Origin of the sequence: Flagellimonas algicida (genome assembly GCF_049629585.1) — a bacterium.
In the GTDB taxonomy this organism is placed as follows: Bacteria; Bacteroidota; Bacteroidia; order Flavobacteriales; family Flavobacteriaceae; genus Flagellimonas.
This window is the reverse complement of sequence record NZ_JBMYIX010000001.1, coordinates 1,772,821-1,788,132: the sequence shown is the minus strand read 5'-3', so window position 1 is coordinate 1,788,132 and position 15,312 is coordinate 1,772,821. Positions and strand designations below refer to the sequence as shown.

The following is a 15,312-nucleotide window of genomic DNA, read 5'->3' as shown; positions in this document are numbered from 1 at the left end:
TTTTTTAAAAATGAAGACTTCTTGTGAATCAGTATGACATTAAACTTACTGCAACTTCAACACAATCCCCTTCATCGCTTCCACTACATCTTGCACCTCCCTTCGGGAGAAGGTGTCTTCTTCCAAAAAGAACAGCATAAAAATCCCCAACTCTAAAATTTGGGCCAATTTTTCAGGAGAGCCGTAGCCGTCTACAATCCATTCTTTAAAAGTCTCGTCTTTTTCCATAATAGAAGCAAGAAAGACGTTTTTCGGCAACGGGTACATGTCATATATGACAAGAGGGGTAAAAGGTGTTGGGTGAAGGGTAAAAGACTTTAGCGGGAAATTAAAAACTCAACACTAAAAACTCAACCCTTACAACTATTCTTCCACAGTAAACTCCCGTATGGCTTGGTTGGGCTCCATAATGGTATGGCCTTGCCAAAACCCGGGGTCGTAGGTGGGCATATAGGTGGCGCGTACGGTCTTGTCCTCTTTAAAGTTGGTAAACCGGTCTTCGGGCACCACTTCTTGGTCAAACACCACCAGTTCCCATTTTTGGGTGGGGCTCATCCTAAAATCTATGTTCAGCGAGAGTTCGTTCTGCTTGCGGCGGCCCTTTACGTGCTTGTTCTTTTCAATCACCTTTAGGGGGCGGTCCACGGCAAAGTAGCGGCCAAAGGTAAAGTCCATAAAGCGGAGGTCGTACTTGCCATTGGGCAGTTGGGCAAAGCGCATGGTGCCCTTGTAGAGCACTTCGCGGTAGGTAATGCCCAGCAGCCTAAAATTGCGCAGGCGCTCGGTGTTCTGTACATCCAGCCGCATAATGGCAAAGTCGGAGATGTTGATGTAGAGGCGGCCCTTGAACTCGGCACTGCCCCGCTTGGGCTCGTAGTCGATCACGTAGACCCCGGCATCGTCCATTTCGGCATAGCCGGCCAGGGTAAAGGCGTATTTTCGGGTCTTTCGGGTAAGGTCCAGTTTGCTGTCCTCTTGGTAGTAGAGTTCGTTCAGCAGTTCCTTGAACGCGCTTCGCTGGGCATCCACCAGACCGGAGATGGTGTCCTTTTCCACTTCGTCCTGTAGGTTTTGGGCCTCTTCCTCTGCCATTTCGCTGAGGATGGAATCTACCTGCACCTTTTGGCTAAAGATACCCGATTTGATCTTCAGGTAGGAGTCCGGTTTTATGTTCTGGGTAAAAATGGTCTGCATGCGCTCACCCAGTTCCTCAAAGGAACCCACTTGGTTCTTATCGTACAGGTCGGCGGCCTTGATGATGTCCAGTTTGTATTTGCCGTTGTGTTTGTAGAGGTCGCCCAGACTTTCGGTATAGGTTTTGGCATTTTTGGGGATGCTCGCCGCAATACTGTCCATAAGCCCCTTATTGAGCTCCGCAATGCTGGATTCCTCAAACCCGAAGTCCACCTTGGTGATGGTGGCCAACTCGGACTGCCGTAAAAAGAAGCGCTGTTTCACGGGTTCCTTGTTGATGTTCTGCGGAAGGCGCTCCACCATTTTCTCGATGATCTCGTCCACGGTAAGCTCCTTGTCGAACACGTACACGCCGCTGAGTTCTATGGCCTTGGGTTGGAGAAGCACCACACTGTCCTGCAATTGGGCAAAGGCAAAACCCTGTTTGGCGTACCCCATGGAGGAGATATGGATGGAGTCGGGTGCCGAGGTGGCTTCCAAAGTAAAGCTGAAACGGCCTTCATCATTGGTGATTACGCCCTTGTGCTCGCCATACTGTACTGTGGCATACGGAATGCCTTTTTTGGTCTTTGCATCCACTAATTTGGAGCTGATGGTCTGGGCGGTCATGGGCAGGGCCATGAGCATAAGTAGAAGAATGAAGATCTTGGTGTTGGACAAGGTCATCTGTTCGTTTTTTTGATGTGTTTTGTATAAAGACAGGGCAACTGCTAAAAGGTTGCACATGGGTTAGACGATTTAAGAGGGGATTTGTAACAGGGTATTTGGGTTTTGACACGAATGCCACGGATTTACTCGAATTTCCCATGTCATTCTGAGTGAAACGAAGAATCTCTTTTGGGTTCAGATTTCTCAATCGATGCTTTGCATCTCATATCGAAATGACGATTTGCTTTTTTTGTCATTTTGAGCCTTGTCCTGAGGGTGGCCGAAGGAGCTGTGAGAAATCTCTTTTGGTTTGACACGAATGCCACGAATTTTCTCCAATGTCTTATGTCATTTCGAACGAATGTGAGAAATCTATGGGTTAGTTGGGATTTCTCAATCGTCCCAACTGCTTTCGGGACTCATTTCGAAATGACGATTTGCCTGTTTTGTCATTTCGAGCGCAGTCGAGAAATCTCTTTTGGTTTGACACAAATGCCACAAATGCCACAAATTTACTCGAATTGAACCTAGACCTCTTTTCTTGCCACCACTACCATTCTATAGGCGTAGTAAAGCGGTAGAAATCCATTGAACACCCATAGGGCGATCAGAAGCTTCACCTCCAAGGTGTCTACCCAGCCCTTTAGTTTTAGGAGGATGATCCCGGTGGTGATTAAAAAGCCTACCACAAAACAGAAGTTCATCACCGCCAGCATGCGAAGGGCCAATGGATATAATTTGGGGGCATTTTCCTCGGTGACCTTAACGGGGTAGTTCATGAGCCACGGTTTCAGTTTCATGACAACAAGTCCCATAAACAGGTGTAGCACGGCACTGAGAATAGGTATCACCCAAAGGGTGGATTTATGCCCGTACCCGTCCACTTCGCCCTGAAAGTTGAAATGGGTGGGGATGGTCTCCGGTAGGTCCATGTAGACCGCAAGGACCAAAACCGTATTGAAGGCCACGACCATCCATCCCGCACGGTGCAACTTTTGGTCAATGTGCGAGGGCTTTATGTCGACTCTTGGATTTTTTTTAAAGAAACTCATAGGTCTTCAATAGAGGTTGGTGCATTGTTTGCTTTATGGTCCAGCAACTTTTTGAAGAACTTTTGAACGGCCTTGGTGTCGGACATGACCTTGATGAAATGATGGTCCATATGGATGGAGTGTACGGCCATTTCGCCTTTGTACAGGGTCAGTTTGTAGTAGGGGATAATGAGCCCGTAGGTTTCCAACAGCGAACGGAACCGCACAATGATGCCCTTGGGCCGCAGTTCTATGTTGCAGGAGTTGAGGTTGTTGTCCAAAATGAGGAGATTGTGGATTTCTATGCTGGTCTCGGTGATAAAGAGTTTTGGGGAGCCAATACCGCCCATGGAGAACCTTTCCCTTAAGGGAAAAGGCTTGCCTACCGACTCGTCAATTTTTCGGGTGATGTCCTTGTTGGAGTAAGAGACGTTCAGAAGCATGCTTAAAAATACTCAAAATTGTGTGTATGTGATACGCTTGGAGGAAGGAATCCTGTGACAAAAGCGCAAAAAATGTGTAGTTTTGCGGGCTGAAATGCTTTAGAGATGAGTTTGCAGAACGATTTGAGCCTGAAGGTCATTGCGGCCGTAAAAGAACTGTACCAAGTGGAACTTCCCACAGTGGAGTTTCAACCTACCCGAAAGGACTTTGAGGGGGATATTACCGTAGTGGTGTTTCCCATGTTGCGCCATATCAAAGGGAATCCTGTACAGATTGGCACCCAAATCGGGGATTATCTGCAGGAGCATGTGGACGAGGTGGCCAAGTGCAACGTGGTGCAAGGCTTTTTGAACGTCGTTATCGAAGATGGCTACTATCTCGATTTTTTCAACAACATCAAGGATGTAAAGGATTATGGTTATGCCGAAGCGGGGTCCAAGGATGCCGTGATGGTGGAATATTCCTCACCCAATACCAACAAACCGTTGCATTTGGGGCATATCCGAAACAACCTATTGGGATATTCCGTGGCCGAAATCTTAAAAGCTTCCGGAAAGAAAGTATACAAGACCCAGATTATCAATGACCGAGGCATCCACATCTGCAAGAGTATGTTGGCCTGGCAACAATTTGGTGATGGGGAAACCCCGGAATCCTCTGGACTGAAAGGGGACCATTTGGTGGGGAAATACTATGTGGCATTCGACAAAGCCTATAAAGAACAGATTGCCGGATTGGTTGCTGATGGAATTGCCAAGGACCAAGCAGAGAAAGAAGCGCCCATTTTGTTGGAAGCCCAAGAAATGCTCCGTAAATGGGAAGCGGGTGATGCCGAGGTGGTTTCCCTTTGGAAAAAGATGAACAGTTGGGTATATGCCGGTTTTGATACCACCTATAAAAACCTTGGGGTGGATTTTGATCAACTCTATTACGAAAGCGATACCTATCTGTTGGGTCGTGATGTAGTCAAGGAGGGTCTGGAGAAGGGAGTCTTCTTTAAAAAAGAAGATGGCAGTGTGTGGATCGACCTTACCGATGAGGGACTGGATGAGAAGATTGTACTGCGCTCCGATGGTACCGCGGTCTACATGACCCAAGATATCGGTACCGCCATTCAGCGGGTAACGGATTTTCCCGATATCAACGGGATGGTCTATACCGTTGGAAATGAGCAGGACTACCACTTTAAAGTGTTGTTCCTCATCCTGAAGAAATTGGGATATACTTGGGCGGAACAATTGTACCATTTGAGCTATGGTATGGTGGACCTCCCCAGCGGCAAGATGAAGAGCAGGGAAGGCACTGTGGTGGATGCGGATGACCTCATCACCAACATGGAGGAGACTGCAGAGGCCATTTCGGCCGAGCTGGGTAAACTGGAAGGCTATTCCGAAGAAGAAAAGCAGCAACTGTACCGAACCATTGGGTTGGGTGCCCTAAAATATTACATCCTCAAAGTGGATCCCAAAAAACGGATTTTGTTCAATCCGGAAGAGTCTGTGGACTTTCAGGGCAACACGGGACCGTTCATTCAATATACGTATGCCAGGATTCAATCCATTTTGCGAAAAGCAGAAAATGTCAGGTCGAGCGCAGTCGAGACCTCTTTGGAACTGCACGAAAAGGAAAAGGAGTTGTTGAAAGGCATTCAGCAGTTTCCTGAAACCGTGCAGTTGGCCGCGGAAAACTTTAGTCCGGCCTTGATTGCCAATTACACCTATGATTTGGTGAAGGAGTTCAACTCCTTTTATCAGCAGGTGTCCATTTTGGGCGAGCCCGATGAAACCAAAAAACAGTTCCGGGTACAGTTGTCCCAAAAAGTAGGAGAGGTGATCCAGTCCGCTTTTAGACTTTTGGGGATTGATGTTCCTGAGCGGATGTAGTTTTGGGAGTCACTGGGGTTGACATATTTGCCATAGCCTGTATTCTCTTTATACTTTCCTATTTGGTTTATATCGTCAATTATGCCATTGACCTCTATGAGCTAAATCCTTTTAATAGACCAAAGCCACTTACCCCAAAGGAAATTTTTATCATTCAGTCCAAAATCCCCTCGATCAATAGGTTGGATTTGGAACAGCGTGAAAATTTATTCACAAGGGTTTCTTGGTTCAGGACAAGAAAACATTTTACTTTTAGAGGTCCTGTTGCTCATAAACAGGAATTAAAACTTTTGGTCAGTGCTGCTGCATGTTTATTGACACTGGGGATGAGAAATTATAAATTTCGAAGGTCCGTGCACCGTATAGTGATCTATCCCTCGGAATATTATTCCTTGATCAATAGAAAGCATCATCTAGGGGAGTATAACGTTGGTCTTAAAACTGTTGTTTTTGCTGCGGATAACTTACAAAAAGGTTTTGAGCGATCGGATGACAATGTTAATCTTGCAATTCATGAGTTTTCACATGCCTTGTACCATGAAACAAAAGGCAGGAATTCATGGGAGTCCTTGAAATTTCAAGCTGGATTCAGAAGGATGGAAAGAATGTTCTCGGATGAAAGTTTTATATCGCGGATGGAGTCCACAGGTTATTTTAGAGACTATGCCAAGGTGAACATATTGGAATTTTTTGCGGTGGCCTGTGAAAATTTTATGGAAACACCGGAACTTTTTAAAAGAGATTTTCCAACACTATTTGAAACATTCAAGAAGATGTTCAACCTTGATTTGGACAATCTTTCTTAGAAACTCACCCTAAAACTCACATTGGGGGTAATGCCCAAGGAAACACTTTCCACAGCTTCAATCTGGTTTTCATCATTAACACGGTAATACCGGTTCAGGCTATTTTTTCGGTTGGTCATATTTAAGAGGGATACCCCTGCATTGGCACGTATCCTTCGGGAGAGATCAAAACTGTAGATGGCAGAGGCATCGGCCCTGAAATATTCGGGAAGACGACTGCTGTTGGGGGATCTATAATTGATTCTGGCCGGGAAAAAAGAGTTGTCCAATGCCTCATCCCCATCCAAGGGTTCGGTATAGGGTTTTCCGGTCCGGTAATTGATCCCCAGACTCAATTTTAGGTTTTGGTAGTTGTAGGTTCCCGCAAAGGAGACGGTATGCCGGATGTCCAGATTGTTGGGGAAGCTATGGGGCACAATGGAGTCAAAAGTGTAATCATTTTTGTTGTAGGTATAGCTCAGCCATGTGCTATAATGGTCGCCTCTTTTGTTGATGAGGAACTCAATCCCCTTTACATCATAGCTACCTATTTCCCCACTGAATTGATTTTGGTTCTGGAAACCTTGGGTGCGGGTGCTGATCCCATCCACATTCTTATAAAACCCTTCAAGGCCCAGATAAAAATTGTTCTTTTCGTAATTGATGCCCACCGAACCTTGCATACTCTGTGTCACAGGAAGGGTGTCATCGTTGGATAAGGTCCATCGGCGTTTTTCAATCCCCAAAAAGTTTTGTTCCAAATCGATGATCTGGTTGGTGGTCTGACTTTTAAATTCCCCCAGCACTTGGGCACGCAGATAATTGGCCAACTTAAAGTTGAGGTTGATGCGAGGTTCCACCAATAGTTTGTTGAACGTGTACAGGTTTTCGATAAGGTTGACCCGGGCGCCAAATTTTCCAATGAATTTGTTTTCGTAAGTGCGGTATCCAATTTCGGAATAGGGTGAATGAATACGAATGACCCCCTTGATGTTCGTATCAAAACTGGGTTGGGTCACAAAAGCCCGATTGATAACCCCTGTTTCAATATATTGAAAGCCGTTAGTCCATTCTAGCTGGTCCGAGAACTGATATTCGGTGTTAAGCTTAATGGCCCTTTCGTCCACAATGTTTTTTTGTTCCAATTGTTGTATCTGGTTGGCATAGATGCTTTGGGCATCCAAATTGTACCTGGAATAATACAGGTTGAGGTGAGTGGAAAACCTATCGGACCACTGACTTAGCAATTGCCCACCAACGGAAATATTGGTCTGTTCCAAAATACTCTGGGTGGTTTCGTCATTGGTTTCATCAGTTTCCACATATTCCAGATTGTTGTTGATGTGGATGGCACTGAACCTTACTTTGTGATAATCATTGATGTCATAGAGCAATTTTCCGGTGAAATCATAGAAAAAGAAATTCTCGTTCCGGGAAATGTTGTCGTCCACCGTAACATTATTCTCGTCGATGACTTTACTGTCCTGAAAGGCCCTGTCAAAGAATTTGCTGTAAGTGGGGGTATTCAGAAAATCTGTAGTGGAGCGTCTCGCGGAAAACTGAAGCCCGATTTTATCGTTCAACGGAAATTGGCCAAAAATATCCCCACTGATAAAGTTGAAACCTGCACCACCTTCAAAACCGTCGGTGATGTGGTTGTTGGTCTCCATTTGAATGACGCTGCTCACCCCATCACCAAAGGCAGCGGGCGTCCCATTTTTTATAACGGAGACCTTATCGGTCAGATAAGGGTTAAAGGCAGATATCAACCCAAAAAAATGCCCAAACTGATACATTTTTATGCCGTTCCACAGTACGAGGTTCTGGTCGTTGGTGCCACCCCTCACATTGATGTCGGATACGGTCTCATCAATACTTTTTATACCGGGCAGCGCCTGAACGGTCTGTAACACATCGGGTTCTATAAGTCCTGGCAGGATTCCAAATTCAGCGGTGTTCAAGGTAATACTCCCATCTTGTTCTTTGAGGATTCCCGTGGTCAAATACTTGTATACAATGACCTCATCCAATTGTTCGTAGTGCGGGGCCATCAGGATTTTTGCACACGATTCTTGGCGGATCAAATCTTCAATGGGAATGTACTTGGTGAGATAGCCCAAATATCGAATTTTAAGAGAGGCATCCCTAGGTATGTTGTTCATGGAAAAACTGCCATTGGTATCCGTGGTCTGGGCAATCTTGGTTCCTAAAACCTCCAAGGAAGCACCGGGAATGGTATTTTCGGCAAAGTTGTCCAGTACCGTTCCGCAAAGGGATACATGGGAACTCTTGGTCAGGGTATAGTAGCGTTCATCAAGTTTTTCTGCCCGTATCTGAAATTTGGACTCGATATAGTTTAGAATGTCCTCCAAACTGACTCTGTTCTCCGGAACGGAGAGCTTGAAATCGTCCAAATCCTCATTGAGATATGAAAATTTGATATTGAACCGATCTTCCAAGGTTTTTATATAAGAAATAAGGTCAACAGGGGTTTGCTGTTTTTCCTGGGCGGGTAGGGTGAGGAAGAACAGTAAAAAGCCCAACAAAAGGCAGAACTGGCTATTGCGGAGTGTTCCCAGCATAGAAAAGTACATTATCACCCTCAAGTTTGTAATGGATTTGGGAGGGGGTACTTATACTTTTTAACGCCATATTGAGGTCTGTGTTGTTGAAAGTGCCTGTAAAAAGTAATGCTGTGTTTATATTCTCAGTTTTTACATGGACATTGAACTGTCTTTCCAGCTCGGCGAACACATATTCCAGGGGAATGCCCTCAAAGCTACTTTCATTGTTCATCCAAGAAGGTTGGGCTTCCTTGGGTTGGGATGTGTCCACCAATTTTCCATTGATAACCAAAAACGAAGAACCGGCGGGCAGTTTGGTCTCTTGGTTGTTGAACGCAACACTTACCAATCCTTCATAACAGGTGACCTCAAAAAAACCCTTGCGGTTTTCCACATTGAACTGGGTGCCCAATACAGCTACGGTTCCATGGTCTGTTGCCACAGTGAATTTTTTTCCTTTGGCCACCTTAAAGAAGGCCTCTCCATTCAAGGAGACGTTTCGTTCCTTGTCCCAATTCTTTTTACTGTAGGAAATCTGGGAATCGGCATTGAGGAAAATCTCGGAGTTGTCGGGAAGAGTCACCTCTGTGCGTTCTGCAAATTGCGTACTGATGGATTCATCCAAGGTGTTGAGGTAGAAATAGGAACCGGCAAGCATAATGGCAATGACGGCAGCCACCTTAAGGAATTTCTTGAACGGGTTAAGGGTAATGACCTTCGGGGTTTGGCCCATACGCTCCTCGTTGATGCGCTCAAAAGCTTGGTCCATATCAAAATCAGGAGCTTTCAATGTGCTTGAAACCTCCTTGAGTTTCTGATAGGAAGCATACTCGTCGGACTTTTTAAATTCCGCGAGTTCTTCCTCGGAAAGCTCTCCGTTGAGCCATTTTGCCAAGTAATTTTCTTGCATGGTTTCTATGCTTTACCTTATTATAACAACACTCTTCTAAAAAACCCTACTTTTTCAATTTACAATCTTGCAATGAGCAATGTTCAATAATAGTTAACCGCAATTGATTATTGCTAATTGTGAATTGTCCATTGTATCATATCCCATCAATCTGTTCCCTCAGACTTTTTAGGGCCAAATGCATTCGTTTTTCAATAGCTTTTATACTTACGCCTTCCATTTCGGCAATTTCTGCATATTTTTTCCCATCGATCCTATTCAATAAAAAAGTGGTGCGTTGGTTTTCGGGAAGTTCGTTCAGCGCATTTTCCAGTTTTTCCCTGTATTGCTTTTCCTCCATCAAAAATTCCGGGGAGAGATTAGAGGAATGGTCATCCACGGAGTTCGCATACTTCAACCGCACTTTTTCGGCCTTGATTACATTTAAATATAGATTGTTGGCCACTGTATAGACGTAGGATTTCGCCTTTTCCGGGCTTACCTTGGCGCAATTCTCCCAAAGCTTTACAAAAGCTTCCTGCACGGCATCATTTGCTTTTTCGGCATTGCCAAACTTATAATAGATGTAATTGAATACCGTTTTGGAATGGGCCTTGAATATGGAACTGAAGATCTGATCTTCGCAAACATTGCTCATAGGAAGGAGTTTGTTTCCTTCTCAAAGATATTTTAAAAAATTTAAGAAAGGGTAGGGTTTTTTTTTTGAGAGTTGTTTTAGGAATGAATTCTAACCCCAAAATTCAAATTGTTATGAAAAAGTTGATAAGCAACTTCTTTTACACCGGCCTTTTTCTTTTGGCCCTTAATTTTACCGCCTGCCAAGATGAGTTCGAAGAAGTTGGAGGCCCCCAAGAACAAGAAACTATCATCGCCAATTCCAATACGGCCCAATTGATCCAAAAAACATCAGCGAAAGATGGCTCGTATGACAATATCGTTGATCGCGCCAGTTGTTTCGCCGTTAACTTCCCCTATACCGTTGAAGTAAATGGTATTCAAATCACCATTGATTCCAAGGAAGATCTGCATACCATTGAAGAAATCTTTGATGAGTTGGAAGATGATGACGATATTTTGGATATCATTTTTCCCATTACCATTACCCTTTCCGATTTTAGTGAAATTGTAATCCAAAGCAAGGATCAACTGGAAGAAATGGCCAGGGATTGCCTTGAAGGAGGTGACGATGACGACATTGAATGTATCGATTTTGTCTACCCCATCACGCTCTTCACTTTTGATGTGAACAACCAATTGTCCGGTGAGGTCCAGATTGAAAGCGATGAGCAAATGAGAAAGTTTTTTGCCGAACTTGAGGATAATGCCTTGGTGAGCATAGATTTTCCCATTACCCTAAAAAAATATGACGGTACCGAAATTGTTGTCGAGAACAATACGGCACTGGCCGCTGCCTTGAGCAATGCCAAGGACGATTGTGACGAGGATGATGACGATGACTACAACGATGACGATTTTACCGAAGAGCGATTGGATGCCTATTTGGTGGAATGTCCTTGGGAAGTACGTGAAGTGATTCGTGATGATGTGGACCAAACCGGTCAATATTTTGAATATTTGATGACGTTTGCCGAAGATGGTACCGTAGCAGTAAAAGTGGCCAGCGGAAATACCATTAATGGTACATGGAGTACTAGCCAGTCCGATCATGGGCCCTTGTTGACCTTGGAATTTGATACCCTTGTTGATTTTAATTTGGAATGGGTGGTCTATGAAATTGGTGAAGGCAAAATCAAGCTTTATGCTGAAGGCGGCAATAGAATTGTCCTAAAACAACGATGTGACATCAATCCTGGGGAAGAACCAGACCCTGATACGTTGAGAGCTATCCTAAGTGAGTGTGAGTGGATCATTAAAAAGGTGAAAAACCAAGGGGAAGAGATTGAAAGATTGTTGGGCTATGAATTCAAGTTTATGGCAGAAGGTGTGGTTACCTTGAGCAATGGCGTATCAACTTCTGAAGGTACTTGGGAAATAGGTCTTAACAGCCAGTTGGTGTTGTCGCTTATGATTACTATGGGTGATGAACCTGGGGTCAGCTTTGAATGGCCTTTGAGGGACCTTGCCAATGATAGGCTTAAGTTCGATGTAGAGGATATCGGATATGAATTGATCCTACAACGGGTCTGTAATGATAATGCCGATGATGAGGACGTGGCCGAAATCAGAAACATCATGATGGGTGGACCATGGATGGTTGCGCAGTATAAAGAAAACAATGAAGACCTTACCAGTGAATACGCTACTATGGAATTCAATTTCGATACCATGCACCAAGTAGGGGTATCCATAAATGATGATCCAATTGCCGAAGGACTTTGGAGAGTATTGAGAAACCATGACGGGGTACTCAAATTCTACCTAAATCTGGGCGCAGAAGGCTCTTTGGGAGAGCTTACCGAGGACTGGTACATCAACATGGTTGAGGCCAACAGAATTGAACTGGTACACGAACAAGAGAACTCAACGGAGATTTTGGTCTTCGAAAAACCATAAAATTACCCCAATCTGTTAGTTTGAAAAGGACGGCTCTCCCCAAAGCCGTCCTTTTCTTTTTAATTATTCTTAAATTTGTCCCTCTTTTAAACTGAAGTAAGAACATGTTCGACAATTTAAGCGATAAACTGGATAAGGCGCTCCACGTCCTCAAAGGACATGGACAGATTACGGAGATCAATGTGGCGGAGACCCTTAAGGAAGTTCGTAGGGCCCTTTTGGATGCCGATGTCAACTTTAAGATAGCCAAGGAATTTACCAATACCGTAAAAGAAAAGGCATTGGGTCAGAATGTACTGACCACCCTGCAGCCTGGCCAGCTTATGGTCAAGATTGTCAAGGACGAGCTTACCCAGCTTATGGGTGGCGATGCCGAGGATATAGACCTGTCAGGAAATCCATCCGTGATTTTAATGTCCGGTCTGCAAGGTTCCGGTAAGACCACCTTTTCCGGAAAATTGGCCAATTACCTCAAAAACAAGAAAACCAAAAAACCATTGTTGGTAGCCTGTGATGTGTACCGTCCCGCTGCGATTGACCAGTTGCATGTGGTCGGGGAGCAAATAGGGGTAGAGGTATATTCCGATCGGGAGAACAATGATCCCGTGGCCATTGCCAAGGCCGGTATAAAACACGCAAAAAGTTTAGGTTGCAATGTGGTGATCGTGGATACTGCAGGTCGATTGGCCGTGGATGAACAGATGATGACCGAGATTGCCAACATCCATAAAGCCATTGAGCCCCAAGAGACCCTTTTTGTGGTGGATTCCATGACCGGTCAGGATGCGGTGAATACCGCCAAGGCCTTTAACGATGTGCTCAACTTTGATGGGGTTATCTTGACCAAATTGGATGGTGATACCCGTGGGGGTGCAGCCATTTCCATTAAATCTGTGGTGGACAAGCCCATCAAGTTCATCGGTACCGGTGAAAAAATGGAGGCCATAGACGTTTTCCACCCTTCAAGGATGGCCGATCGTATTTTGGGGATGGGAGATGTGGTTTCCTTGGTGGAACGTGCCCAAGAGCAGTTCGATGAGGAACAGGCCCGCAAGATCCAAAAGAAAATTGCCAAGAACAAGTTTGGTTTTGACGATTTCCTAAGTCAGATTCAGCAGATCAAGCGGATGGGGAACATGAAAGACCTTATGGGGATGATTCCCGGTGCAGGAAAGGCCCTGAAAGGTTTGGATATCGATGATGATGCCTTTAAGCATATTGAGGCCATTATCCATTCCATGACCCCAGATGAACGCTCTACACCATCCAAACTCAATGCCAGTCGTAAAAAGCGTATTGCTGCAGGTAGTGGTACTTCCATCCAAGAAGTGAATCAATTGCTGAAACAGTTCGACCAAATGAGCAAAATGATGAAGATGATGCAAGGCGGAGGCGGCAAAAAGATGATGCAGATGATGCAGAACATGCGATAATTTTATCAGACATCAGACATCAGACATCAGACATCAGACATCAGACATCAGACATCAGACATCAGACAATAGATAAAAGAGCCATTATTTAATTACCCAACAAAACCAAAACCAGACCATGGAAATCCTTGACGGAAAGAAAATATCAAACCAAATCAAAGAAGAGATCGCCGTTGAGGTGGCCCAAATGAAAGAAAGAGGGGAAAAAGTACCCCATTTGGCCGCTATTTTGGTAGGGAACGATGGTGCTAGCCTAACCTATGTGGGCAGTAAAGTACGTTCCTGTAAAAAAATAGGTTTCGAATCCACCTTGGTCCACCTTCCCGAAGACACCACGGAAGATGCCCTATTAAAGCAGGTAGCGGAACTTAATGCCAATCCTGATATTGACGGATATATTGTACAGCTGCCCCTGCCCAAACATATTGATGAGGAAAAGGTATTGTTGGCCGTTGACCCCAATAAGGATGTGGACGGTTTTCATCCCACCAATTTTGGTAGAATGGCGCTCGATATGGAGTCGTTTATTCCCGCTACTCCCTTTGGTATTATGGAGCTGCTGCGCCGATACGATGTGGATACCTCTGGAAAACATGCCGTAGTGATCGGGAGGAGCCATATTGTGGGAAGGCCCATCAGTATTTTGATGAGTCAGAAAGGAAAAGCGGCCGATGCCACGGTCACCTTGACCCATAGTAGGACCAAGGACCTTAAATCGATTACCTTACAGGCCGATATTGTGGTCTCGGCGTTGGGAGTCCCCAATTTCCTTAAGGCCGATATGGTGAAGGACGGCGTAGTGGTCATTGATGTGGGCATTACCCGTGTTCCTGATGAAACCAAGGAAAAAGGGTACTACATCACCGGTGATGTCGATTTTGAAAATGTAAGCAAAAAAGCATCGTACATTACCCCGGTTCCCGGAGGAGTGGGCCCCATGACCATTGCCATGTTGTTGAAAAACACCCTTTTGGCCAGGGAAAGGCACAAGACCAAAGAAGCCTAATTCACATTTTCGGCCTCCATACTTTTCAGTAAGGTCTGTTGCTCCTCATCAGGAGTGATACGATCAAATTCGGTTTCGCCCTCTTCATTGGTGCAACTGGTTACCGCCATAGATGAAAAAAGGACGGTGATCAAGAGTAATATTATTTTCATGATGATAGATTTGGGAGGCACAATGGCCGGTTCATCACTGTATATAACGATTTAGGTTTTTGATTCTTGTTTTTTCAACCAAATATTCGATAACTTACCTGTCTGAAAATCAAAAGGTATGGCCGCTATGGTTAGAAACAGGGTAGCTTGGATAGTATTCGCTTTATTGGCCATCGGTATTGGACTATACCCTTTGGCCTATGTGTTCTCATCTGGGGATTTTGGTCTATTGGCAGGGAAAACCAAGGAACTTTTGGCCAATCAAATATGGCGTACCGCCTTCTACGGGCATATTTCCTTTGGTGGGTTGGCCCTTTTGATGGGTTGGTCGCAGTTTAGCAAAAGCTTGCGATCCAAACACCTGAAGCTTCATCGAACCTTGGGAAAGATTTATGTGGGTTCAGCCATCATAAGCGGAACCTGCGGAGTATATCTGGGCTTTTTCGCAACAGGAGGTATTGTTCCAGCACTTGGATTTATAGGGCTGGGATTGATATGGTTGTACACCACGGGACGGGCATACGTGGCCATTAGAAAAAAAGACCTGTCCTTGCACCAGGGAATGATGATATACAGTTACGCGGCCTGTTTTGCTGCAGTAACCCTTCGAATTTGGCTGCCGATACTGACATTGATTTTTGGTGAGTTCTTGATTGCCTACAAGATTGTGGCCTGGCTTTGCTGGGTGCCCAATATGGTATTTGCCCATTTGTGGGTGAGGAGAAAAGGGCTCACTTTGGAATGAGTT

14 protein-coding genes are annotated in these 15,312 nt (G+C 44.9%); 6 read left to right on the top strand and 8 right to left on the bottom strand.

Features of this window, described 5'->3' with window-relative positions; all coding sequences use genetic code 11:
* Positions 1-45 precede the first annotated feature (45 nt).
* The 4 genes from ACPD8L_RS08075 to ACPD8L_RS08060 form a co-directional block, all read right to left on the bottom strand.
* The gene (locus ACPD8L_RS08075; RefSeq protein WP_423942868.1) at positions 46-228 is read right to left on the bottom strand and encodes a hypothetical protein; all 183 of its coding nucleotides are present in this window, start codon (positions 226-228) and stop codon (positions 46-48) included.
* Between the two features lie 135 nt (positions 229-363).
* Positions 364-1,920, bottom strand: coding sequence for a peptidase associated/transthyretin-like domain-containing protein (locus ACPD8L_RS08070; RefSeq protein WP_423942866.1), 1,557 nt, complete (start codon positions 1,918-1,920; stop codon positions 364-366).
* Between the two features lie 449 nt (positions 1,921-2,369).
* On the bottom strand, positions 2,370-2,894 hold the full coding sequence (locus ACPD8L_RS08065; RefSeq protein WP_423942865.1) for a DUF1648 domain-containing protein: 525 nt from the start codon (positions 2,892-2,894) through the stop codon (positions 2,370-2,372).
* Positions 2,891-3,316: a hypothetical protein gene (locus ACPD8L_RS08060; protein WP_423942863.1), complete on the bottom strand. Its 426-nt coding sequence runs from the start codon at positions 3,314-3,316 to the stop codon at positions 2,891-2,893. Before ACPD8L_RS08060 ends, ACPD8L_RS08065 begins: the two co-directional genes overlap by 4 nt.
* A 105-nt stretch (positions 3,317-3,421) precedes the next feature.
* Here ACPD8L_RS08060 and argS point away from each other — a divergent pair, with 105 nt between their 5' ends.
* Together argS and ACPD8L_RS08050 are read left to right on the top strand one after the other, a co-directional pair.
* A complete protein-coding gene (argS, locus tag ACPD8L_RS08055; protein WP_423942862.1) occupies positions 3,422-5,200 on the top strand; it encodes an arginine--tRNA ligase in 1,779 nt (592 codons plus the stop codon).
* 2 nt (positions 5,201-5,202) lie between these two features.
* Positions 5,203-6,006, top strand: coding sequence for a zinc-dependent peptidase (locus tag ACPD8L_RS08050; RefSeq protein ID WP_423942860.1), 804 nt, complete (start codon positions 5,203-5,205; stop codon positions 6,004-6,006).
* Here ACPD8L_RS08050 and ACPD8L_RS08045 read toward each other — a convergent pair.
* The 3 genes from ACPD8L_RS08045 to ACPD8L_RS08035 all read right to left on the bottom strand — a co-directional run bounded on the left by ACPD8L_RS08045 (position 6,003) and on the right by ACPD8L_RS08035 (position 10,096).
* On the bottom strand, positions 6,003-8,567 hold the full coding sequence (locus ACPD8L_RS08045; RefSeq protein WP_423942858.1) for a TonB-dependent receptor: 2,565 nt from the start codon (positions 8,565-8,567) through the stop codon (positions 6,003-6,005). The two genes, ACPD8L_RS08050 and ACPD8L_RS08045, sit on opposite strands and share 4 nt — an antisense overlap.
* The gene (locus ACPD8L_RS08040) at positions 8,545-9,459 is read right to left on the bottom strand and encodes a FecR family protein (protein ID WP_423942856.1); all 915 of its coding nucleotides are present in this window, start codon (positions 9,457-9,459) and stop codon (positions 8,545-8,547) included. The genes ACPD8L_RS08045 and ACPD8L_RS08040 overlap by 23 nt, the downstream gene beginning before the upstream one ends.
* Before the next feature lie 136 nt (positions 9,460-9,595).
* Positions 9,596-10,096 carry an RNA polymerase sigma factor gene (locus ACPD8L_RS08035; RefSeq protein WP_116218552.1) on the bottom strand — a complete coding sequence of 167 codons (501 nt, stop codon included), beginning with the start codon at positions 10,094-10,096 and terminating at the stop codon, positions 9,596-9,598.
* A gap of 113 nt (positions 10,097-10,209) precedes the next feature.
* Here ACPD8L_RS08035 and ACPD8L_RS08030 point away from each other — a divergent pair, with 113 nt between their 5' ends.
* From ACPD8L_RS08030 to folD, 3 genes are all read left to right on the top strand, one after another.
* Positions 10,210-11,973 carry a hypothetical protein gene (locus ACPD8L_RS08030; RefSeq protein ID WP_421810007.1) on the top strand — a complete coding sequence of 588 codons (1,764 nt, stop codon included), beginning with the start codon at positions 10,210-10,212 and terminating at the stop codon, positions 11,971-11,973.
* A gap of 104 nt (positions 11,974-12,077) precedes the next feature.
* Complete coding sequence (gene ffh / locus ACPD8L_RS08025; protein WP_116218551.1) at positions 12,078-13,406, top strand: signal recognition particle protein; 1,329 nt, start codon at positions 12,078-12,080, stop codon at positions 13,404-13,406.
* Positions 13,407-13,524: 118 nt separating this feature from the next.
* Positions 13,525-14,412, top strand: coding sequence for a bifunctional methylenetetrahydrofolate dehydrogenase/methenyltetrahydrofolate cyclohydrolase FolD (gene folD / locus ACPD8L_RS08020; protein ID WP_423942854.1), 888 nt, complete (start codon positions 13,525-13,527; stop codon positions 14,410-14,412).
* Here the strand turns inward: folD and ACPD8L_RS08015 are convergent.
* On the bottom strand, positions 14,409-14,564 hold the full coding sequence (locus tag ACPD8L_RS08015) for a hypothetical protein (protein ID WP_181898245.1): 156 nt from the start codon (positions 14,562-14,564) through the stop codon (positions 14,409-14,411). The two genes, folD and ACPD8L_RS08015, sit on opposite strands and share 4 nt — an antisense overlap.
* Positions 14,565-14,682: 118 nt before the next feature.
* Here ACPD8L_RS08015 and ACPD8L_RS08010 point away from each other — a divergent pair, with 118 nt between their 5' ends.
* A complete protein-coding gene (locus ACPD8L_RS08010) occupies positions 14,683-15,309 on the top strand; it encodes a DUF2306 domain-containing protein (protein ID WP_423942853.1) in 627 nt (208 codons plus the stop codon).
* The last annotated feature ends 3 nt before the right edge of the window (positions 15,310-15,312 follow it).